The sequence below is a fragment of the Melioribacter sulfuriphilus genome (genome assembly GCF_052656625.1).
On the sequence record NZ_JBQXXK010000008.1, the window covers coordinates 155535 to 178649 of the forward strand.

General features: G+C 37.4%; 20 protein-coding genes. 4 read left to right on the forward strand and 16 right to left on the reverse strand.

Annotated elements, in window-relative coordinates; all coding sequences use genetic code 11:
* Position 1: 1 nt before the first annotated feature.
* The 12 genes from nrfD to glgA all read right to left on the reverse strand — a co-directional run bounded on the left by nrfD (position 2) and on the right by glgA (position 14220).
* The gene (nrfD, locus tag ACUN8G_RS11895; protein WP_437347165.1) at positions 2 to 1369 is read right to left on the reverse strand and encodes an NrfD/PsrC family molybdoenzyme membrane anchor subunit; all 1368 of its coding nucleotides are present in this window, start codon (positions 1367 to 1369) and stop codon (positions 2 to 4) included.
* Complete coding sequence (locus ACUN8G_RS11900; RefSeq protein WP_437347164.1) at positions 1366 to 4407, reverse strand: TAT-variant-translocated molybdopterin oxidoreductase; 3042 nt, start codon at positions 4405 to 4407, stop codon at positions 1366 to 1368. The genes nrfD and ACUN8G_RS11900 overlap by 4 nt, the downstream gene beginning before the upstream one ends.
* 11 nt (positions 4408 to 4418) lie before the next feature.
* A complete protein-coding gene (locus tag ACUN8G_RS11905) occupies positions 4419 to 4580 on the reverse strand; it encodes a hypothetical protein (RefSeq protein ID WP_437347163.1) in 162 nt (53 codons plus the stop codon).
* Between the two features lie 11 nt (positions 4581 to 4591).
* Positions 4592 to 5161 (reverse strand): cytochrome c3 family protein, encoded by a 570-nt coding sequence (locus tag ACUN8G_RS11910; protein ID WP_437347162.1) that lies wholly within the window; start codon positions 5159 to 5161, stop codon positions 4592 to 4594.
* 97 nt (positions 5162 to 5258) lie between these two features.
* On the reverse strand, positions 5259 to 6239 hold the full coding sequence (locus ACUN8G_RS11915) for a polyprenyl synthetase family protein (RefSeq protein ID WP_437347161.1): 981 nt from the start codon (positions 6237 to 6239) through the stop codon (positions 5259 to 5261).
* The gene (gene tatC, locus ACUN8G_RS11920) at positions 6236 to 6991 is read right to left on the reverse strand and encodes a twin-arginine translocase subunit TatC (RefSeq protein ID WP_437347160.1); all 756 of its coding nucleotides are present in this window, start codon (positions 6989 to 6991) and stop codon (positions 6236 to 6238) included. The genes ACUN8G_RS11915 and tatC overlap by 4 nt, the downstream gene beginning before the upstream one ends.
* A gap of 4 nt (positions 6992 to 6995) precedes the next feature.
* Positions 6996 to 8297 (reverse strand): serine hydroxymethyltransferase, encoded by a 1302-nt coding sequence (glyA, locus tag ACUN8G_RS11925; RefSeq protein ID WP_437347159.1) that lies wholly within the window; start codon positions 8295 to 8297, stop codon positions 6996 to 6998.
* A 162-nt stretch (positions 8298 to 8459) separates the two neighbouring features.
* Positions 8460 to 9695, reverse strand: a complete 1236-nt coding sequence (locus ACUN8G_RS11930; RefSeq protein WP_437347158.1) for a tetratricopeptide repeat protein — start codon at positions 9693 to 9695, stop codon at positions 8460 to 8462.
* A 27-nt stretch (positions 9696 to 9722) separates the two neighbouring features.
* On the reverse strand, positions 9723 to 10967 hold the full coding sequence (locus ACUN8G_RS11935) for a BamG-related protein (RefSeq protein ID WP_437347157.1): 1245 nt from the start codon (positions 10965 to 10967) through the stop codon (positions 9723 to 9725).
* A 3-nt stretch (positions 10968 to 10970) separates the two neighbouring features.
* Entirely contained in the window at positions 10971 to 12161 is a 1191-nt protein-coding gene (locus ACUN8G_RS11940; RefSeq protein ID WP_437347156.1) for a hypothetical protein, read from the reverse strand.
* Positions 12155 to 12733, reverse strand: a complete 579-nt coding sequence (locus tag ACUN8G_RS11945; protein WP_437347155.1) for a D-glycero-alpha-D-manno-heptose-1,7-bisphosphate 7-phosphatase — start codon at positions 12731 to 12733, stop codon at positions 12155 to 12157. Before ACUN8G_RS11945 ends, ACUN8G_RS11940 begins: the two co-directional genes overlap by 7 nt.
* The gene (gene glgA, locus ACUN8G_RS11950; protein WP_437347154.1) at positions 12733 to 14220 is read right to left on the reverse strand and encodes a glycogen synthase GlgA; all 1488 of its coding nucleotides are present in this window, start codon (positions 14218 to 14220) and stop codon (positions 12733 to 12735) included. The genes ACUN8G_RS11945 and glgA overlap by 1 nt, the downstream gene beginning before the upstream one ends.
* Before the next feature lie 120 nt (positions 14221 to 14340).
* On the opposite strand from glgA, the gene hutI reads away from it, so the two are divergent.
* The 4 genes from hutI to ACUN8G_RS11970 all read left to right on the forward strand — a co-directional run bounded on the left by hutI (position 14341) and on the right by ACUN8G_RS11970 (position 18480).
* Positions 14341 to 15591 carry an imidazolonepropionase gene (gene hutI, locus ACUN8G_RS11955; protein WP_437347153.1) on the forward strand — a complete coding sequence of 417 codons (1251 nt, stop codon included), beginning with the start codon at positions 14341 to 14343 and terminating at the stop codon, positions 15589 to 15591.
* 2 nt (positions 15592 to 15593) lie between these two features.
* The gene (ftcD, locus tag ACUN8G_RS11960; RefSeq protein WP_437347152.1) at positions 15594 to 16610 is read left to right on the forward strand and encodes a glutamate formimidoyltransferase; all 1017 of its coding nucleotides are present in this window, start codon (positions 15594 to 15596) and stop codon (positions 16608 to 16610) included.
* A gap of 17 nt (positions 16611 to 16627) precedes the next feature.
* A complete protein-coding gene (locus ACUN8G_RS11965; protein WP_437347151.1) occupies positions 16628 to 17257 on the forward strand; it encodes a cyclodeaminase/cyclohydrolase family protein in 630 nt (209 codons plus the stop codon).
* A gap of 77 nt (positions 17258 to 17334) precedes the next feature.
* On the forward strand, positions 17335 to 18480 hold the full coding sequence (locus tag ACUN8G_RS11970) for an exo-beta-N-acetylmuramidase NamZ family protein (RefSeq protein ID WP_445480945.1): 1146 nt from the start codon (positions 17335 to 17337) through the stop codon (positions 18478 to 18480).
* Here ACUN8G_RS11970 and ACUN8G_RS11975 read toward each other — a convergent pair whose 3' ends face one another.
* Genes ACUN8G_RS11975 through ACUN8G_RS11990 form a run of 4 tightly spaced genes read right to left on the reverse strand, consistent with a single transcriptional unit; the run spans position 18481 to position 23109 of the window.
* On the reverse strand, positions 18481 to 20145 hold the full coding sequence (locus ACUN8G_RS11975; RefSeq protein WP_437347149.1) for an Ig-like domain-containing domain: 1665 nt from the start codon (positions 20143 to 20145) through the stop codon (positions 18481 to 18483).
* Positions 20121 to 21167: an endolytic transglycosylase MltG gene (mltG, locus tag ACUN8G_RS11980; RefSeq protein ID WP_437347148.1), complete on the reverse strand. Its 1047-nt coding sequence runs from the start codon at positions 21165 to 21167 to the stop codon at positions 20121 to 20123. The genes ACUN8G_RS11975 and mltG overlap by 25 nt, the downstream gene beginning before the upstream one ends.
* The gene (gene tsaD / locus ACUN8G_RS11985) at positions 21167 to 22201 is read right to left on the reverse strand and encodes a tRNA (adenosine(37)-N6)-threonylcarbamoyltransferase complex transferase subunit TsaD (protein WP_437347147.1); all 1035 of its coding nucleotides are present in this window, start codon (positions 22199 to 22201) and stop codon (positions 21167 to 21169) included. Before tsaD ends, mltG begins: the two co-directional genes overlap by 1 nt.
* Positions 22198 to 23109: a proline dehydrogenase family protein gene (locus ACUN8G_RS11990; protein ID WP_437347146.1), complete on the reverse strand. Its 912-nt coding sequence runs from the start codon at positions 23107 to 23109 to the stop codon at positions 22198 to 22200. The genes tsaD and ACUN8G_RS11990 overlap by 4 nt, the downstream gene beginning before the upstream one ends.
* Between the last annotated feature and the right edge of the window lie 6 nt (positions 23110 to 23115).

The following is a 23115-nucleotide window of genomic DNA, read 5'->3' on the forward strand; positions in this document are numbered from 1 at the left end:
ATCAATGCTCCTTATGAGAAGGTTGAGAACCATCGACAACCGCTTTTACTTCTGCGATTGAAACGACTGGCAGGGCTTTCGTAAAGAGTAATATCCAGGTAAAAAAGAATCCAAAGCTTCCAATTAAGATCATAAAGTCAACCAAACTCGGTGTAAAATACTGCCAGCTCGAAGGCAAATAATCTCTCGACAAAGATGTAACAACAATTACAAATCGCTCAAACCACATGCCGATATTTACAAAAACAGCTATAACAAACATCACTGGAATAGTTCTTCTTATTTTTTTGAACCAGAATAATTGAGGTGCCAGAACATTACATGATACCATAATCCAGTAAGCCCATGCGTAAGGTCCAAAAGCTCTATTTATAAACGTGAACTGTTCAGGCTGAACTCCGCTGTACCATGCAATAAAAAACTCCATCGAATATGCATACCCGACCATCGAACCTGTAAGCAAAATTATTTTATTCATTCTTTCGAGTGTATCAATTGTAATAATATGCTCGTAATTGAAAATTTTTCTGACGAAGATCAGAACGTTCTGAACCATAGCAAAACCAGAGAAAACCGCACCGGCTACGAAATATGGCGGGAATATTGTAGTATGCCAGCCGGGTAAAATCGATACCGCAAAGTCGAAACTTACGATCGTGTGAACAGAGAGGACAAGTGGCGTAGCAAATCCGGCTAAAATTAAATAAACCATTTCGTAATGCTGCCAATGCCGGTTTGAAAATCTCCAACCAAGACTAAATATTGAATAAACTATTTTTTTTATTTTATTCGAAGTCTTTTCTCTTAAAGTGGCAAAATCCGGGATTAAGCCTACGTACCAGAAAATTAAAGAGACAGTGAAATAAGTTGAGACTGCAAAGACATCCCAGAGGAGTGGTGAAGTAAAATTAACCCAGATTGAGTGTTGATTTGGATAAGGGAAGAGATACCCAGCCAGCCAGGGTCTTCCTGTATGGATAAGAGGAAAGATTCCTGCAGTCATTACGGCAAATATGGTCATCCCTTCTGCAAAGCGAGCAATTCCTGTACGCCATTTCTGCCTGAGCAAAAAAAGAATTGCCGAAATTAATGTGCCTGCATGACCAATACCAACCCAAAAAACGAAATTCACAATTCCAAATCCCCACGCTACTGGAATTTGATTGCCCCAGGTTCCAATACCGTAATAAAAAGTCATAAAGAGACCAATAACAAACAGTCCAAGCATCGACAGCGTAATTGAAAGAGCAATATAAAACTTTTTATCTGGTCTGGTCTCCAGCGGTTTTGAAATTAAGTCGTCAAGGGACCTGAGCGGCGGTCTTCCTTCTATAACCGAAACTTCATGCGTATAGTCGACTGAACTCACTGAATTTCCTCCGTATGGATATTCCTTATTTTTGCTAAATATGAAATATTCGGTTTGACATTCAATATTTCCAGCACATGGTATGCAAGTTCGTGCTTTCTTAATTTTGCGATTTCAGAATTCGGATCATTTACATTACCAAATACGATTGCCTCGGAAGGACATGCTTGTTGACAAGCTGTTTGAATATCCTTTCCGTAGAATTCCTCGCCTCTGGCTATTGCATCGGAACGCGCTTCCATTATTCTTTGAATACAGAAAGTACATTTTTCCATTACACCTCTGGAACGCACTGTTACTTCAGGATTATTGACCAGAGAAGTTAATTCGTTTTCGTAATATGAATCGGCGAAATGATCTCTGTAGTTATAAAAATTAAATCTTCTTACTTTATAAGGACAGTTATTTGAGCAATACCTTGTACCAACGCAACGATTGTATACCATCTGATTCAAGCCATCAGGGCTATGATTTGTTGCATTAACAGGACATACATTTTCGCACGGCGCATTGTCGCAATGTTGACATAACATAGGCTGATTACTTACAATTGGCTCATCTGGTGTTCCGGAATAGTACCTGTCAATTCGAATCCATTGCATTTCTCTCCCTTTTGCAACCTGATCTTTTCCAACAACAGGCACATTGTTCTCGACACTACACGATGCTACACATACATTACAACCTGTACATTTATTAAGATCGATTGCCATAGCCCATTTTACACCGTCGTATTTATACTCTTCGGTAATGTTAAAGAGTTCGTGTTTTTCTTCATGCAAGAAATGATGATTTTTTTGGTACTGAGGTAGCGTCCCTTCCTGAATAATTTTTCTGATACGATGAAAATCTTTTACAAATGTATCGTCAAGTGAATGATGTTCCTGAGTTGAAGCTAAAGTGTATTTACCTTCAGCTTTCTTAATACTCACCCCCGTCAGTATGAAAGGTGAATTGTTTGAATTTTTTGTAAGGAATACCAATGGATTAAACCCAATTCCTTCACCTACAACTCCCACACTTTTTCTGCCATAACCTGCTTCGATGTGAAAAGTATCGTCACTCATGCCAGGTTGAATAAATATTGGCAGCTTAAGGCTCGTACCATTGTACGCAACTTCTGCCATATCGTTCATATCAAGATTCATTTTCTTAGCTGTTGCAGGAGATATCGATAAATAATTGTCCCAGGTTACTTTTGTTACCGGATGAGGTAACTCCTGCAACCAGCCGTTGTTGGCATATCTTCCATCGCCTACGAAATAACTTTCGGTAATAATTAATGTGTATTCCCCCTCCAGAATTTTAGCCTTCATGAGCTCATCGAGAGAACGAGTGTTATATTCAGGTTTATCAAAAATTTCATTAAATTCGACAAATCCATCGTGGAGAGCTGCATACCAGAATGCTTTGAAATCTGATGCAGGTTTAATTTTGTTATAAATTTCTTCTCTGCACGTTTCAGCAATAAAATCGCGGTACCTGCTGTCATTAAATTTATCTTTTATTCCTTCCGTCCATCTTAAAAGGATAGCCTCCTTCTGGCGTGTATCAAATATTGGTGCAATAACTGGTTGTTGTAATCCATAAACACCCTTACGCACATAGAAATCGCCCCAGCTTTCGAATTGAGTACTTTCAGGTAGCACATAATTACTCAGATCTGCAGTTTCACTTTTTGTACTTGTAATTGTAATTACTGTCGGAACAGATTTCAGAGCTTCATAGTAACCATAATCTAAGGGCAGATGAAAAACAGGATTTGTATCTAAATGAATAACCACACCGACATTCCCTGCCTTCATTTTGTCACATAATTCCTGTATGTCATTCATTCCCGATAGAGGCAGTAAATTTACAAACGAATATTTAGAGTCATATAAATCTGTATTATCCAAAATTTCATTCAATAAATTCACAGCCAGATGGATTTCGACAGCTAAATTACTTCCTGCATAGACGATAGATTTACCTCTATTGCTGTCCAGATCATCGATCAGTAGTTTTACCTTCTCATTATTCTTAAACTCTGCGAGGTCAAATTTATTGAGATACGATTCGAAGTAGGGAGGTAATTTAATTTTACTCCCCTTTTTATAGAGATTATTTACCAATCCCATTAAAAATTTGAATTGTTTAGTTGGGCTCAATCTCAATCTGTAATCGGCCATCATTCCGGTTACACTCATTCTGCTTTCAGCTACATACAACCTGTTAAGTTTACCGGTATTAACGATATTTCTACCCTGCGAAAATTTTCTTGTATTCTCGATGTAATTACCTTCATTGCCCAAAAAGTCGCCTTCGATACTTAAAATCACATCTGCCTTTTCCCAGAGAATTGCTGGATATTCATTCGTGCCGTAAGTAATTTCCCATGCCTTTTGGCGTGTCGTTTCATTGAAAAGTTGATAAGAATAAATTTTAGTAACAGGATATCTATTTTTAAAATTTTCCAGAACTCTTAAAGTGGAAGGGGATTTAATACTTCCAACAAAAAGAGCAATTTCTTTATTTTCATCCGAAGCTTTTTTCAAAGCATCAACTATTTCCGAATCGACTCTATTCCAGCTCGATTTTTTTCTATTAATCAGTGGATACTGAAGTCTTTCGGGATCGTATAAATTGTAAATCGAAGCCTGACCTTTAGCACAAACTTTACCGCGATTAATTGGATGTTCTGGATTTCCGTCCACTTTTATTGGTCTTCCTTCTCTTGTCTTAATCAACAAGCCGCATGCATTTGAGCAGCCTGCGCAGGAAGACGCATAGTAGTTTGCCTTTCCGAGAAGAAGATATTCTGGCTTTTTGTTATAGGGAACAATTTCCCCTTTATCGCGATAATCCGTACACGCAGTTGTGCCTATAGCAGCCGTTGCAGAAACGAGTGCAAGAAATTTTCTGCGTGATAGTTTCGTTAATTTACTAAGTTCAAAATCGTCCGTAACTCCTTCCATAAATTCGTTCTCTTTAATCTTACGTATATCGTCACTATCGTTATAGTCTTTTAAGCTTTTCCAGAAATCTTTTTTGTTCATGATTGAAAACCTTATTTTACTCTTTTAACAGCGTCTTTATGAATACTTACTTCTATTTTATTTTTACGCATAAACTTTAATAACTTTTTAGGTAGCAGACCGGCAACTAATCCTGCCAACGACAAAATGCCGAACGTTTCAAAAAATTTTCTTCTTTTATAAATTTTTTCCATTTGCTCTCCATTTATCTATGACATGCATAGCAATTTTCCGGACCGTTGTTCACCACTTTAAGATATGGTAAATTTTCATGTGGATTTCGATGGCAATCAAGACAGGCCGCCATGGTAAACTGCCTTACCTGGGAAATTTTTTCCATCTGAGTAACATCTCCGTGACAGCTTTCGCATTGAATTCCTTTGTTAACATGTACGCTATGGTTGAAATAAGCGTAATCGGGTACTTTATGAATTCTTTTCCACGGAATTGGTTTGTTTTCTTCGTAGTATTTTGTGAGTTTAATTATTTCGGGACTATCCTTGCGGGCATAAGTGTGGCAATTCATACAAATATTGACCGAAGGAATAGAAGCATATCTTGATTTCTCGACGCTAATATGACAATACTGACAATCGATTGCCATATCGCCTGCGTGTAGTTTGTGCGAAAAGTTGATCGGTTGTTCGGGTTTGTACCCAAGTCCGTCCCGTTCAGGACGAGAAACGTAATAGGTAATGATAAATGTTGAAATAATTACAAATAATGTCAGAGGCAACCGAACTTTTAGAAGATAATCCAAATATTTTTTTTTCATCAATGTCTCTGAAAGTAATAAGATATTGAGTATATTTATCTGAATTCAAGATTCAAATATACACAACAACAAGATTCCAACAAAAATTCATTTAAAATTATTTTTTTCGTTCAACTACAAAATGAACGAGCCCTGAGAGAGAATGCTTGGCGTTTGAGTCCTCGAAAATATCGAGACAGCTCAATGCCTTACGCGCGTATTCATTAGCTTTTTCTTCTGCGTAATTAATACCGTCGTATTTTTTTACAAATTCTATTACAGTATCGACGTCTAAATTTTTGCCTCCGTTTTTAATTAAGTTCAAAACGGATTTAGATTCATCTTTGTCGGCTTTACTTAATGCATATATCAAAGGCAAAGTAAGCTTTCTTTCTCGAATGTCGCCTGCAAGTGGCTTCCCAAGTATACTCGATTTGCCGATAAAGTCGAGAATGTCGTCGCGTATTTGAAAAGCAATGCCGAGGTATTCACCAAATTCATGCATGGCTTTTATTTTATTTTCGTCCTTCGTAGCAGCCATAGCCCCTATTTCACAACACGTCGACAATAGAGAGGCCGTTTTATCAGATATAATCCTGAAATAAGTAGCCTCGTCGTTATTGAGTTTTCTTGTCTTCCTGATCTGGAGCAATTCACCTTCCGACATTCTTTTTACAGTATTGGTAATTACTTTTAGAAAATCGTGGTCTTCATACTCAACTGCTAACATTAGTCCCTTTGCCAGCAGATAGTCTCCCATTAAAACTGCAATTTTATTTTTCCATATAGCATTGATCGACGGGAAATTTCGTCTCGTATCGGCGTTATCCACAACATCATCGTGCACCAATGTAGCCGTATGCAGTAATTCAACAAGTCCGGCACCTCTGTAGCTTCGTTCTGTAATACCTCCAGATATTTTGCTGGAAAGTAATACCAGAAGGGGTCGAATTTTTTTGCCCTTTTGTTTAAGGATATATTTTGTTACAAGGTCTACAATGCCAACATTCGATTTTAATGACTTTTTAAATACGGCATTGAATTCTTTTAGTTCTTTATCGACGCTGTGTATTATATCGGAAAGCGTATTTATGCTCAATTTTTCTTTTGGAATATTTTTGAGACTAAAATACTTATTTCATATAAGAAAACCAATGGAACTGCCAGAATAATCTGAGATACGGGATCGGTACCAGGAGTTAAAACTGCTGCGAGTATTAAAATTGCTACTATTGAATGTCGACGATAACGTCTCATTATGCCTGGATTTAGTATGCCAATTTTGGTCAGGAAAAATGAAAGCATTGGAAGTTCGAAAACCAATCCGGCACCTATAATTACGCTCAGGATAATCGAGAAGTACTCGTCAATTGCAAAATTATTTTCAATCGCCTCGGAGCCAAATTCCGCTGCAAATTTCAGCGTCAATGGCAGCATTACAAAATATGCAAATACGACGCCCGCAAGAAAACAAAATGTGGTAAAGAGAACTATCGATGTAATATATCTTTTTTCATTTTCCTTTAATGCCGGAGCAATGAATTTCCAGAATTGGTAAACAACGTTCGGAAAACTGATTATCAAGCCAACGATTATCGCTACCTGAAAATATAAAAATAATTGTCCGAACGGTTTTAAATTCTGGAGTTTTATATTTGACTGACGCGCGGGCAACAAAAGAATGCCGTCAATAATAAAATCAATAAATACCCACGCGATTATTGTTCCAATTAATATTCCAATCAAAGAGTAAATTATTCTCCACCTCAATTCTTCGAGGTGTTCCAGAAAAGTCATTTCGACTTCGCCAGACGCGTATTCATCATTCCGGAGTTTTGTATCTTCTGCCACTTAACTAACCGTTTATTAATTCCGGATAGAGCGGAAATTTCGAGCAAAGTTCTTTAACTTCTGAGTTAATGCGATTTAATTCATCTTCGTTATCCGCATTTTTAATTGCCCTGTCGATAAACGAAGCAATCATCTTCATTTCATTTTCTTTCATACCTCGCGTAGTAACAGCTGGTGTGCCAATTCTAATTCCGCTGGTCACAAATGGACTTTTCGTATCGAAAGGAATCATATTTTTATTGACCGTCATGCCAGCTATTCCAAGGGCATTCTCAGCTTTTTTGCCGCTGATATTTTTACTGGATAGATCGATAAGCATCAGATGATTATCCGTTCCGCCCGATACAACTTCGTATCCTAAACTCTTTAATTCTGCGGCAAGAGTTTTTGCATTCGAGATTACCTGTCGAGCATAGATTCCAAACGAATCCTGAAGAGCCTCGCCAAATGCAACCGCTTTTGCCATAATAACGTGCATTAGAGGTCCGCCTTGAATGCCTGGCATCACCATACCGTCGAATATTTCGGACATCATTTTTAGCCGATCGCCTTTGAGAGTTTTAATACCCATTGGATTTTCTCTGTCTTTTCCGATCAGTATGACGCCACCGCGAGGCCCTCTTAAAGTCTTATGAGTAGTCGAAGTAACAACGTCGCAGTAAGGAAGTGGATTGTTGAGCAAACCCTTTGCAATAAGACCTGCCGGATGCGCCATGTCGCACATTAAAAATGCACCCACTTTATCTGCAATTTCCCGGAATTTTTTGTAGTCCCAATCCCGCGAGTAAGCACTTGCACCTGCAACAATCAATTTTGGTTTCTCTTTTTTTGCAATATCTTCAATAATGTTATAGTCGAGAAGTTTAGTTTCCTTACTTAAAGTATATGAAACAGCATTATAAATTTGTCCGGAAAAATTGACCGGGGATCCGTGCGTAAGATGCCCGCCCTGGTCGAGGCTTAAACCAAGAATTTTATCTCCAGGCTTAAGAAGAGCCATAAATACCGCCATATTTGCCTGAGAACCGCTATGAGGTTGAATGTTAACATATTCAGCACTGAACAACTTTTTCAACCTTTCACGCGCTAAGTCTTCTGCCATATCGACATATTCACAGCCACCGTAATATCTTTTACCGGGATAACCTTCTGCATATTTATTAGTCAGAACAGATCCCGTAGCTGCTAAAACTGCCAGACTGACAAAGTTTTCAGAGGCAATTAATTCGAGATTATTTACCTGTCTTCCAATTTCTAGATTTAATATTTTTGAAATCTCTGGGTCATTAGTAAGATAATTAAGCATAAATTTTTCCTAACTTTTTTTTAACACACAAATATAAAGCTTTCCTTTCGGTTAAACTAACATTAATTTGAACTGCGTTAGAAACAGTAGAATTGCTTAAGAATAAAAAAAATGCCGCCCCATTTTACGAGGCGGCAATTAATTTTTTAGTTTGTGAATATTTTACGGAACCTGAATTGACCTATCGATCCAAGCATAGCAGGGACCTTCAATTTTGATAACGTCGCCAGATTTAAGTTTTCTGAAGAAATAGTCCTCTTTTGTGGGGACTGAATTTTGTAAAGCTTTAATACGATCTACTGCTATGGTAGCGTATTGCCCGCCTAAAGAAGCTGCTTTTCTATAAGTATCGACTGCTAATTGATAAACACACTTAGCCATAAAATCGTAGTCGCATGAACGAGCAGCTTGTTCATACAATTGAGCTTCGATAAGATAAGGATAGTCCCATTGAGGATCGATTTTCAACGCTCTCTGCAGATAAGTTCTGGCTACAGAAAGCTGGTCCAATCTTTTATAAATCAAAGCAAGATTAACATAATTTTCTTTTCCGTCGGGTTGAAGTTCAATTACCTTTTTATAAGCGTTAATTGCTTTGTCGGTCTTATCGAGTTTATCATAAACGCTTGCAAGTTGTTTCCAGTAATTAATTACATCAGGAGATTTTTGTGTTAAAAATTCAAGCGGCTCAACAGCTTTTTCGTAATTCTGTGCTCTCATGCAGGTTGAAGCATATTTCCAGGCTTTTTCAAGATTTTCCTTGTCGAGTTCCCACGACTTTTTAGTAATTTCAACCAGTTCATCAATATTTTCAGCAATCGATTCTAATTTCTGTATCCAGACAGGATTATCAGGCTCAGCTTCAGAAAGTTTGGAATAAAGGTCTAATGCTTTCAACTTATATCCATTTTCATCAGTTGCATTTTTGATATAAAGTACTCCGAGTCGATCTTTATAAAACGCAGGTAATTCAGGGTCTTTAGCAATCGCTTCTTCGTAGATTGGGATAATCTTGTCGCTGGATTCGTTTGCCCATACTTCCATAACGTAAGCTTTACGGGCTAAATAATACCCTGCAAGATCCGTTTCATATTGAATAGCTTTATCGTAGAAGTAATAGATTGTGTCTGTAAGCGCTCTCTTTTCTTCATCGGTAGCATTTGTACTATCGTGCAAGTACCAGAGTGTTTCTTCCATTTTGGGAAATATTTTGTATTTAAGAAATTGCGTTGGGTCTTCATTGATCACCTTCCACCCGAAAGGTGCAGCGCTGACATAATCTTTATTCTTGTGGTATTCGTAGAATAAGGAAAAATTAGCCATCAATTGATTCTGGGCATATAATGAAGAAACGCCTAAAAGATAGGTCATTATCAGCAAATATTTTAAGTGTTTCAATTTGTAAATCCCCTAATTTGTTTTCTATTATCTATCTTGTCTAATAAACCAGATTTCTCCGATACTTAAACTTACTGAAAATTTATAAATATTTTCGAGTAATAAATTATTATCTTTAGTACCCCGTCGACCATACTGGAACGCAAAGTCAAGTCTGTTTGCTACATCCAGAGGGATCGAAAATCCAGTATAAATTGAAATCTGATTGATTCCTTCTCCGTTAATTTTATATTGAGATTGTTCGTAGCTTAAACCAAGACGGAGCATTACCAGTTCCCAGAAGCGGCTTGATCGAACGTCGGATTTTCTGTATTCAAATCCGAGACTGTATTTATTTATGTCCTGCATCACATCGGATCTGAGATTGTTATGCGTAAAATCGCTAAATGATTGATGAAAATAATCGACAAGTATACGGTAATCGTTTTTCAGTAAAAAAGAAATACCTGCGCCGTAACGGACGGGAAATTTTTCCGATATTGTTCCTTCAGAAGAAGTTACTGTCCCGATTACGGTAGTGGCACTATTGACACTATCAACTTTAACATTGACTGGACTGGAGTAAAAAGCTCCCAATCGCAGGTCGCTGAAAATATTCATTCCCAAAACTTTCGATAAATTTTGCGAAATTGCACCTATTGTTAATCCAGCTGCAATATAACTATACTCGTCCGAAAAAGAACCATTTATTAAGTCTTCGTTTGATGTAAAATCAATTGAAGTTGTTCTTGAGATCTTTCCATTATAATAATCGAGCGAAAAACCTAAGGCAGTTCCAGATGGAAGCTGATAAGTTCCGCCTATCATTACTTTCGAAATTCCGCCTTTGCCTTCATAATCGGTCGTATATCCGCCTACAATTGAAGAGTCGGTTACCACTCTAAGCTTGTAATCGACGTTCGAATACGGAACAATTCCAGCAACGAGGCTCATTCCATATTTCTGATAAACCGGGAATCCAAGCATGAATCCCGGAATGATTAAATCAGAGTGATAAACTGATGAACTATTCGAAGCAATATTGTTGCCGTGATAAACAACACCGGTTTCGAAGCGCGTAAATTTGAGGGCAGACCATCCTGCTGGATTTATAGAGCTGAGATAATCAATATCTTTCAGGGCTATTCCGAGTTCACCAATTGACATTCTACGTGCATCATAGCTAAAAAATAAATCACCTATTCCAAACCGTGAATAAACCGAACCACCTGATGCATGTGAAATAAACGGCAAAATTAATATTATAAAAAAGCCAATGAATATTCTTTTCATAAACTATCTACTCTTTAAATAAGTAATTTTTAGTTTCGGACGGGTGTCGGCATTCACTGAGTGGGTGCCATGAATCCAGATTGTTGCAAGCGATTCTTTTTCGTCCGCAAGATATAATTCGAGTCCCTGATTTGTGTAAGAAGTATCGGAAATCCATTTCTGAACAATCCAGGCAATATCTCCCGAGAATTTATTGCCACTCCTCGATAGAATTGTCGTGATTGTACTGTCGGATGTATAAGTTTTTTTAGTACTGTCCCCCAGCACTTTAACTATAATTGAATCGGAAGCCGGTTCGCCATCAAAAGTTTTTAATTCATCTACATATAACTCAAGTTCTGCTTTGTTAATAATTATATTCTTAGGCAATACAGCAAGGTCAAAATAGAGGAAGCCTCTATTGAACAAACCGCCCTGTAATACGATGTCGTTGTCCGACGTTTCCGGTTCGCCCTTAATGGCATGTAGATCCATAGATGGAAGCGTCGATAGAGTATCCGTTACTTCATTTCTACCATACATAATTGTCAAAGATGGCAGGTCGGAATCCGTAAAAAGTTGATATGCATTAAAACCTACAATCCTCTGAGTATCATGAGTGGGCTTTATCAGAATTCCATAATTAGGTTCGGCAGAGTTTGAATCCACACTGAACTTAATCCATTCGAGAACTACGGAAGGGTCAATTTTAAAGGCAATCGATGTATCGTCGATTGCTTTTTCGTATGCAATATCCCGGGATTCATACTGTAACAAGTTGAGACTGTCGGTATTAAAACTTGCAGTACTCCAGCTGCTGGTTATACGGTGAACAGTAAAGTTGAATGGCAGGGATTTACCGCCGAGATAATACTTCAACTTTACGTAAATTGAAGCTTCGGCGATGTTCAGATTATTCTCCTTTACCAAAGTAATAACGGAGTCGGGCAGTGAAAATTCATATCTCAGCAGTGCCTGAGCTTCATATTTATCGTTCTTACCCAAAAGTAATTTGCTGGCTACACCCAGCGACAAATTGCGCTGAAATGTATATGAATTCAGTCTCACATTAACGGAATCGGTGTCAAACTGGTGAAATGAAAGAGTGGCATCATCTTTTATTAAATCGTATCCCACGGAGGTCGGATCCTGATTACATGAAACCAACAAAAATCCGAAGATAACTGGAATAATCAGTTTAATTTTACTTAGCAATTATTATCCTCCTCAAAACTTTGGGTAATAAATTTGTTGATTTCATAAAAATCAGTGGCTACAAAATTGGGTTTTTTACCGTCATTAATCAAGTTTTCAATCTCCGTCTTACAGTTTTCATTTGCAATCAATATTGTTTTAATTTTGGCATTGATACCGGCTTCAATATCGCTTGCTCTGTCGCCAATCATAAAAGATTTCGAAAGATCAATATTATGATCTTTAGCAGCTTGTAAAATCATAAACGGAGAAGGTTTCCGACAATTTGATTTTTCTGGTGGGTCAAAATCGGGATGATAAGGACAATAGTAGATGGCATCAATAACCACACCGCATTGTTCGAGTAAATCTTTCACTCTTTTGTTAACCGCTTCGACCTCTTCAATGGTCATCAGTCCCTTTGCCACACCAGCTTGATTTGAAATTATAATCAGTTTGAAACCAAATCTCTCTTTGAGATTTTTCAGGTTCTCGGCAACACCTTCAATCAAACGGACTACATCCGGGTCGCGTATGTAACCCGGATCATGATTTATTGTTCCATCTCGATCCAGAAATAAAGCAGGTCGCATTAATCAATTAACTTTTTATAAAGTTCAACATATTTTTTAGCCGAACTCAGCCAGCTGTAATCCCCTCTCATCCCAATCTTCATCAATTCCGTCCACAATTCTTTGTTTTCATTATAAAGTTTAAGAGCTCTCTTTACGGCTCCGAGTAAATCGGTTACAGTATATTTTTCAAATACAAACCCGTTTCCGGTTTTTGTCTTTTCATCAAATTGAATAATTGTATCTGCCAGACCACCGGTTTTGTGCACAATCGGAACTGTGCCATACTTAAGACTATAAAGTTGATTGAGTCCACATGGCTCGATTTTCGACGGCATTAGGAACATATCGGCGCCAGCTTCGATTAAATGAGCAAGGTCTTCGTCGAATCCGACGAAACACGAAAATTTACCTCGGTATTTTGTCGCAACATCACTGAAAAATTTTGTATATTTTTTATCGCCTGTTCCCAGTAATACCATCTTAATATTTAGTTTCATCAATTGAGGAAGAGCTTTCTGAAGTAGATCCATTCCTTTTTCATCCGTCAGACGCGAGATTACTCCAATGATTGGAACGCTTTCTTCATATTCAAAGCCGAAATTTTCCGACAATATTCTTTTATTTTCTTTCTTATTGTCGAGTTTTTTGATAGAGTACTTCTGGGGTATTTTTGTGTCTTTTTCCGGGTCCCAGATCAATCTGTCGATACCATTTACGATTCCCAATAAATCTTTACTTCTTTTTTTAAGATAGTGATTCAAACCTGCACTGTTGATCTTTGACGTTGTCAATTCCCTGGCATAAGTTTCACTTACTGTATTTATTTTGTCTGCAAATAAGATACCGCCTTTTAGAAAATTAACTTTGTTATTGTGGAACAATCCCTCTTCGGAAGCCAATTTTTCAGGTAATCCTGTTTTTTCGAATGAGGAGAGAGGAAATTCCCCCTGCTGAAATATATTGTGGATTGTAAGTAAAGTTTTAGTAGATGAAAATTGCGGCTCGTCTTTATAAATTGTTTTCATATAAACAGGCACCAGACCACTCTGCCAGTCGTTACAATGGATCACGTCAGGAGTCCATCCGAGCTTGAGCATCAGTTCGAATACAGCTTTTGCAAATAATATAAAACGCTCGTCATTGTCAGGAAATTCTTCGCCGGTAATCGGATCGGCATAAAGACTGTGACGATTCCCGAAATATTCGGGATTATCAAGAAAATAAATTTGTACGCGTGCCTTTGGTCCCACTAAAAATGAAGATCTCAGCGAAAAAACGACATCTTTATCGGCAATCTTAACCGTAATATCCTTTAATCTAACCACCTCGTGAATCTTAAATTTTCGTTCGTCAATTGCACCGTATTTGGGCAATATAATACGAACGTCGTGACCCATTTCCTGTAAACGCTGGGGGAGCGCAGAAGATACATCGGCCACACCACCAGTTTTAACAAATGGGACTGCCTCAGGGGTTACAAAAAGGATTTTAAACGTTGAAGGCATTTTGGTAAGATCCTTTTTTTTATTTTCGAAAAATACGAAATATTATGCCCTTTAACAAAAATTAGAAATAGACGACTTTATTCTATATATTAATTCAAACAAAAATTAAGGTATTTTTTGGTGAATCTTTTAATCAAAAATCCAGATCAGATTGTTACTGTTAATACATCTGGACAAAACTCAAAATCGGGCAAGCGAATGAATGATCTGGATATTTTGACAGGACATTCGATTTATATTGAAGACGGATGGATAAAAGATATACTGCCGAACTCATCGCTCTCTCGAATTAATGCAGACGAAATAATCGACGCCGAAGGTTTATTGGTTTTGCCCGGTTTTGTTGAATGCCATACGCACAGCGCTTTTGCCGGAAATCGTTCAAAAGAATTCTTGATGCGATTATTGGGCAAATCCTATGAAATAATTGCCGAAGAAGGTGGAGGTATTATTTCAACTGTAAATTCAGTAAGACGGGCTTCGCACGATGAATTAATTCGACTCCTTTCTCCCCGAATAAAAAAATTTATTTCTCAGGGAATTACAACCCTCGAAATAAAAAGCGGATACGGCTTGAGCTATTACGACGAAATTAAACTTTTGCAGGTAATAAATTACTTCAAAAAAAATTCACAGATTGATATTATTCCCACATTTCTCGGAGCTCATACTTATCCACCTGAATACAAAAACGATCATTCGGCGTACTTGAAATTAATCACCGATGAACTTTTACCTTATATCAGCAAAAATGCTCTGGCGGATTTTACAGATGTATTTTGCGAAAAAACAGCTTTCAGTCCAGAAGAAACTGATTTAATTTTTAAAAAGGCAAAAGAGCTGGGATTTAAACTGAGACTTCATACCAATCAATTTCACAGCATAGGTGGAATCGAAGTGGCTCTTAAACATTCGGCCTATTCGGTTGATCATCTCGAAATAGTTGATGATAATGAGATCGATAAAATTGCAAATTCAGAATTAACGGCTGTTTTGCTGCCTGGAGTATCTTTTTTTCTTGACTATAATTACGCTCCCGCCAGGAAATTAATCGATCGTAACGCTACGGTTGCATTATCAACGGATTTTAATCCAGGCAGTTCGCATATTGCCGATTTTCATTTTATTATGAGTCTGGCGGCATTAAAAATGAAAATGTCAGTCGAAGAGATAATTTCTGCCACTACAATTAATGCAGCAAAAGCAATTGGAATGAACAACCTTCTCGGTAGTATTGAAATTGGAAAACAGGCTGACTTTGCCTTATTGAAAGCAAAAGAAATTTCTGAAATAATTTATAGTATCGGCAATAATCTAAACGTAATGACCATTAAGAAAGGGAAAATAATATATAAACGCGAAATGGAGTAATCATGAAAATTATTGAATGCGTTCCCAATTTCAGCGAAGGGAAAAACCAGATAACTTTTGAAGCAATAAAATCGGCAATCGATTCGACAAAAGGAGTAAAGTTATTGAATCTCGAGCCGGATGAAGATTATAATCGGGTAGTTGTAACCATGGCAGGCACAGACGAGGGAATTCTCGAAGGAGCAGTCAATGCGAGTATAGCTGCAGCAGAACATATTGATATGAGATATCACAAAGGCGAACATCCAAGAATCGGAGCTATCGATGTCGTGCCGTTTATTCCCATTTCCGACAGTACTATGGAAGAATGTGTAAAAATATCTGAAAAGTATGCTGAAATTATTTCAGAAAAACTAAACGTCCCGGTCTATCTCTACGAATATTCAGCACGCAAACCTGAAAGACAAAATCTTGCTAACATTCGAAAAGGTGAATATGAAGGACTCGAAGAAAAATTAAAAGACCCTGAATGGCAGCCTGACTACGGACCAGCAGTCTTTAATCCAAAATTGGGAGCAATTGTAACGGGTGCTCGCTTTTTCCTTATTGCTTATAATGTAAACATCGATTCCACTGATTTATCTTATGCAAAAGAAATAGCCGAAGTATTGAGAGAAAGCGGCTATCCAAAACGCGACAAAAATGGCAACATACTCAAAAAAGATGGCAAAACCATTAAAGTTCCTGGCAGATTAAAATCAGTTAAAGGGATGGGTGTTGCACTCGAAAAATTTAATTTGACTCAGGTTTCTATGAATCTTACTAATTACAAGGTTACCCCTCTCCATGTAGCTTTTGAAGAAGTTAAAAAGGAAGCAAACCGCTTAGGAGTCAAAGTAAAAGGGAGTGAAATTGTCGGTCTTGTTCCTAAAGAAGCTCTCTTAATGGCAGGAAAATTTTATACAAAGGACAAAACCAATAACGAAAGAGATCTAATCAATGCGGCAATTGAAAATCTCGGTCTGAATTATTTAGCCCCCTTCAAGCCCGAAGAAAAAATTATCGAATACATGATATAAAAAAAGGAAATTTTAATATGGATATTAAAAAAACAATTGAACAATACCTTGATGAAATTGCATCTTCATCTCCAACTCCTGGTGGAGGAAACGTAGCTGCATTTTGTGGAGCCCTCGCTTCGAGTCTCGGCATTATGGTTTGCAATTTAACAATCGGGAAGAAAAAATATGCCGACGTAGAGAAAGAAATCGAAGAGACAAAAGATAAGCTCAGCACTTACCAGAAAAACTTTTTAATTCTGGCTGAGAAGGACAACGAAGCATTTAACAAAGTTATGGAATCTTATAAACTTCCCAAAGAAAATGAAGAACAGGCTGAGACAAGAAAAAAAGAAATTCAGAATGCAACACTCGAAGCAGCTGCTATTCCGATGGAAGTTTTAAAAAACTGCTCAGCTGTTTTTATTCATATTAAGACCGTGGCCGAGAAAGGGAACCGGAATTCAATATCGGATGCGGGCGTTGCAGCTACACTTATAGGCGCAGCAGCCAATGGAGCTTATTTAAATATTTTGATCAATTTAGGCTCGCTCGATAATAAGACAATTGCACACGAAATTCTTAAAAGTGCCAATGCTTTACTCGACGATGTTAATCATAACGTAAGATTAATAACCAACATTATTAAAGACTCACTCACTCTATGAGAAAAATTTCTGTTTTACTCATAATACTATTTATAAACTATGGGTATACAGCTCAAACGGTTTTACCGGGAATCGATGTGTTGGTCAGAGACAATTTTCGCGAGCTATCGGGAAAACGCATCGGCCTGATTACTAATTCCACAGGAGTCAATAAAGACTTAATCTCTACTGTAGATATTTTTCTCAATACAGAAAAGATTAATCTAAAGGCAATTTTTACACCCGAACACGGACTACGTGGCAGTAAAAGTGCAGGGGAATATATCAGCTCGGAGGAGTATAAAAATATAAAAGTATTCTCGCTCTACGGCGAGACCAAAAAACCGACCAAAGAAATGATGGAAGAAATTGATATCCTTGTTTATGACATTCAGGATGTAGGTCTGCGTTCTTACACTTACATTACTACACTTGGAATGGCGATGGAAGCAGCGGCAGAAAATAATATCGAATTTGTAATTCTCGACCGCCCAAATCCGATTAATGGTCATAAAGTCGAAGGCCCACCGCTCGATACACTCTTCCAATCATTTGTTGGATATTTCCCGATACCCTATGTATACGGACTGACACCAGGTGAACTTGGGAGTTTTATAAACGAGGAAATCCTTAAACCGAAAGGTAAAAAATGCAATCTGAAAATAATTCCAATGGAAGGCTGGAAGCGAACAATGAATTATAACGAAACAGGATTATTATGGGTCCCCACTTCAAATCACGTCCCCGATTCCGATACCCCATTTTATATGGCTGCTTCAGGCATACTGGGAGAACTCAACGTAGTTTCGATCGGAGTTGGCTATACGCTCCCTTTCAGGACATTTGCAGCTGAATGGATTGATCCAGATCTACTCGCCGATAAGATGAATGCCCTCAACTTAAAGGGAGTTAAATTTCGGCCTATTTCTTACAAACCCTATTATGGTAAATGGAAAGATGTGGTACTCAACGGTGTACAATTTTATATTACTAATAAAGACGCAGCGAATTTATTGTTAGTCCAGTTCTATTTTATGCAAGTTCATAACGAACTGTATCCCGATAAAAATCTTTTCGCTCTCGCCGATTCTTCACGAATTAAAATGTTCGACCTGGTTATGGGTACCGACAAAATAAGAAAAGCATTTATAAAAAATTATAAGGTGGAAGACATTAAAGAGTTATTAACTGAAGGATTGGATAGATATAAGAGTGTAATTAAGAAATACTGGATTTATAAATAATTATTTACAATATAAATTAATACCTCCAACAGGCCAACGTGCTCTCAGATTTAATGTATCCGGATAATAACTGAATTTCTCAGCATATCTATACGGCTTAATACTTCCATAAGAATAGCTACCGTTACCGTCTGAATCGACAAAGTTCCACATTACGTATTTACCAGGTATTACTTTGTTTATTTCGAATTTATTAGCTACAGCTTTTTTAATATAATTTTTTCCCGTGTCGACACTTTTTAACACGATATAAATATTCGAACTGTCTCTATTAGATATGACGTTTCCAGATACAGCAGAAAATTCAAGTTCATTTGCCGTTGTAAAATTTACCGAGAGAACTGAATCGGCTTTATTTCCTTGCAGATCGGTTATTTTACTCAGATTGATTTTCAATTCATATTCGGATGCCTGACGAAGTCTCGATTTGAGGATTATATTGAAAGCCGCATCGTCTATTTTTTCGAGTCGATATGAGAAACTATTACCTTTTTTATCGGAGACAACAATAAAACTATCGGGGAAAGCAAAACCTTCGTCGAAAGTGCATCTAATTACAGGATTTTCATAATCGATTTTATTTTCCGGATAAACGCCTTCGATACCGATAAATGCGGGGGCTGAGGTATCTTCCTTAGAAATTGGCGTTATTGGAATAATATCACGTGTATTCAAATTGCCATTTAAATCGGGAATATTTTCCGCTACGAGAAAAGTTTTACCACTTTTAGGCAATGTGTCCTGCAAGGAAATATAAAATTGATTTTTCTTCCCTTTCCCTTTATAAAAGAAGCGCGGATCAAATCTCTTTTCTGTCAGCGAATCGACTAAATAAAAATTAGTGGAGTTTATCTTAGTGCTATCAACTGATTCGTTAAATTCTATTAAATACCGATAACTATCTATAGCTCTGGCATCGGATAATTTGGGAGGGATTGTGTCGCCCAAAGTTAACATAAAATCGAGATCGTTAATTTCCTTATTCCCCTCGTCGATTATAACTCTTTTAAATTGTACGCCGTAATAATCATCATTAATTTGATATTTCAGGTCGTTCAGTTTATCTTTAATCGCTATTACATCATATTCACCATTACTCAGTCCGAGTAGCATGTAACGCCCATTCTTGCCAACTTGAGAAATATAATCGGGTTCTTTCATAGAAAGATCTTCCGTCCCTGCGTTGTGTTTAAATGCTAAAATCATAACGCCGGAGGGATTGTCATCGTAGACTTTCCCGGCAACTTTTCCAACATCAATTGTATTGCCAGTTGAGAAAGCAAACGTATAAGGCTCGAGCATTTTATTTCGGCTATTATAGTCCTCAACTTCAGCTCCAATTGTAATCGTATAGGTCGTATTCCTCCTAAGTGTATCCCTCAATTCGAGTCGTAATGTTGTACCACTCCACCTGTATTTAATGGGATATTTCAGAGGTGGGGAAACAAAGATGGCATTACGCACAGAACTTTTATTAATGTATTCGCTAAAAGTAACCTCGATTGAATTTCCATTAAAATTTGTGGAGCCTGGTGGAGGATTGACTTCGACTACAGACGGCGGCATTGTGTCTTCGGGTCCACCTCCTGGAGGTAGTTGATTGGCGCAGCTTTGCAAGAAGATGAAGATCAGTAATACTATTAATTGTTCTGACTTCTTCGCCATTGTCTGTATTCCAGTACGTTTTGTTCGTGTTCACTTGGAGTGGAAGCAAATTTATGACCACCATTGCCATCTGCTACAAAATAATAATAATTATGCTTCTCCGGATAAAGTGCAGCCATTATTGCATCTTTGCCGGGATTATTAATGGGTCCTGGCGGTAAACCAGGATATTTATATGTGTTATATCTCGAATCGATTTCCAGATCTTTATAATAAACTTTTTTATTTTTTCTGTGGCGTATTAAAAATTGAACTGTCGGGTCGGCTTGCAGCAGCATTCCTCTTTTCAAACGGTTATGATAAACTCCCGAAATTGTTTTGAACTCTGAGAAATTATTAGACTCTGCATCGATTATCGAAGCGAGTGTAAGAATTTCATGTTTATTCATTCCTAATTCTTTCATCCGTTTTTGAACTTCAGGTTTATTGAACAAAGTGTCCATTTCCGATTTTAATTTTCTTAATATTTCTTCTGCCTCGCTCGCAGGATAAAAATAGTATGTTTCAGGTAAAAGATAACCCTGGAGAGAATTAATATTTTCATCAAGTCCAAGTGACCTCAAAAACGACCTGCTCCTGCTGAGTTCCATCACTTTTGCCGAATCAATATTCAATTCCTTTTGTAGAAGTGATGCCAGATCTTTCATCCATATTCCTTCTGGAATAGTAACCCTTATCTGCGTAGCTTGACTGGCATCGATAAAAAGTTCAATCAGGTCGAGATAACTTAACCCGTTGGGAATTTTATATTTACCGGCTTTAATTTTCTTATCGGCTCCATAAATAAATGCCGCCACTTTTATGTTGAATTTACCCTTAATAACTTTTTTTGAATAGAGCGAATCGATAACTTGATTAAGGGTAGCACCTCTGGGAATTATTAATTCTATAGGTTCATCTGATTCGTAATAATTTGGCGAAAAGAATGTGAAAATAAACACAGAGAGCACAAAAGCAAAAACGCCGGCGATAAGATAAATTTCATTGTTCGAAAAGTATTTATTCAGGTTTATTTTTTGCATTAATCTGCACTCTTGTATTCTTTAATGAAAGGATTTTCTTTTAAACCGGGATAAGCATTAAAGTCAAAGTTGAAACGGTAGCCACCTTCATAAAGCTTCATACCTCTGTAAGCAATCATGGCGGCGTTATCCCCACAAAAATCTATCGACGGAACAATAAATTTTTTATTGTATTTCTTAGCCATTTCATTCAATGTATTCCTCAAATGGATGTTTGCTGCAACACCTCCCACTAGTGAAAGTGATTTAGGATTAAATTCACTTATTGCCACTTCCGTCTTTTCTGCTAGTGCTCTAACTGCTGCACTCTGAAATGAAGCTGCAAGTAATGGTAACTCTTCAATCGGTACGCGCCCGACACCGCCGTATTGTTTTTCGATAAACCGTAATACAGCAGTTTTCAATCCACTAAACGAAAAATCGTATTTATTTTTACAGCGTGATACAGGGAAATCAATTAATTCGCCCTTATACATTTCCGCATACTTTTGAATCATTGGTCCTCCAGGATAACCAAGTCCCAGCATTTTCGATACTTTATCGAATGCTTCGCCTGCGGCATCATCAATTGTAGTGCCAAGTTTTATTATTTCATAATCGCTTTTAACTAGCAATAATAAAGTATGCCCACCCGAAACAACCAGACAAAGATACGGGAAGTCAGGTTTTTCCTCCATCAGGAATCCTGAAAAAATATGTCCTTCAATATGATTGACCGGAATAAAAGTTTTGCCCAGTGAATATGCCAGTCCTTTGCCAAAAGTAAGTCCCACCAATAGAGCTCCTATCAATCCAGGTCCCGCAGTTGCTGAGATAACATCCAGCTCATCGAGCTTCAAGCCTGTTTTATCGAGTGCTTTATTAATTAAAGGCATTAAAATTTGTAAGTGCGCGCGGCTCGACAGTTCAGGGACAACTCCACCGTAGTTAGTATGAAAATCTTGGGACGAAATTAAATTTGCCATTAGTCTCCCGTCGGAAATAACGGCAACCGATGTTTCGTCACAGGAAGTTTCGATTCCTAAGATATTCATCTTGATACCGTATTTGGCATAAAAATACTTTTTGTTATATACCAGGCAACCATCGGATTTTCCTGCAAACGTCTGATCGAATAGTTATACCAGTGTTTCCCGAACGGAACATATATTCTAATTGTGTCTCCATTGGAATTAATACGGTCTCTTAATTTTTCTTTAACTCCGTATAGCATCTGGAATTCATATTTTTCTTTTCCAATGTTTTTATTATTAATCATCTCATATGCTTTATTGACGAGGTAATCGTCGTGAGTAGCAATTCCTACATAATTTCCGTTGTCCAGTAAATATTCGAGTATTCTCAAATAATTATTGCGAATTTCTTCTTTGCCTTTATAAGCTATTTCATCCGGCTCGATATAAATTCCTTTACAAAGTCGATAATTAGCATCTTTCATCTCGGGTTGTTTGATATCATCCATTGTTCTTTTGAGATAAGCCTGGATAACAATACCAACATTGGAATATTTTTCTTTTAATTTTCTGTAGACATAAAAAGTATCGTCAGTAGTGGAAGAATCTTCCATATCGATTCTTAAAAAATTATTATAAAGTCGGGCTCTCTCGGCTAACTCGGCAATTTGTTCATAACAAAATTCCCTGTCGATATTGAGTCCCATCTGTGTCGGCTTAACTGATATATTCGATTTCAATTTGTGTTTTTCGATAGCATCCAGTACTTCGAGATATTCTTTTTTTGCCAGAATTGATTCTTCCTTGTTTGTAACCGATTCACCGAGTACGTCCATAGTTGCAACAATCCCTTTGGAGTTAAGTTCTTTAACGACTTTTACACCATCGACTAATGATTCGCCGGCGATATAGCGATTCGCAAATTTGCGTACTACTGCTTTTGGCAGCAGCTTTACAAATTCAACAATTGTACGATTAATGGGATTCACTTTTTC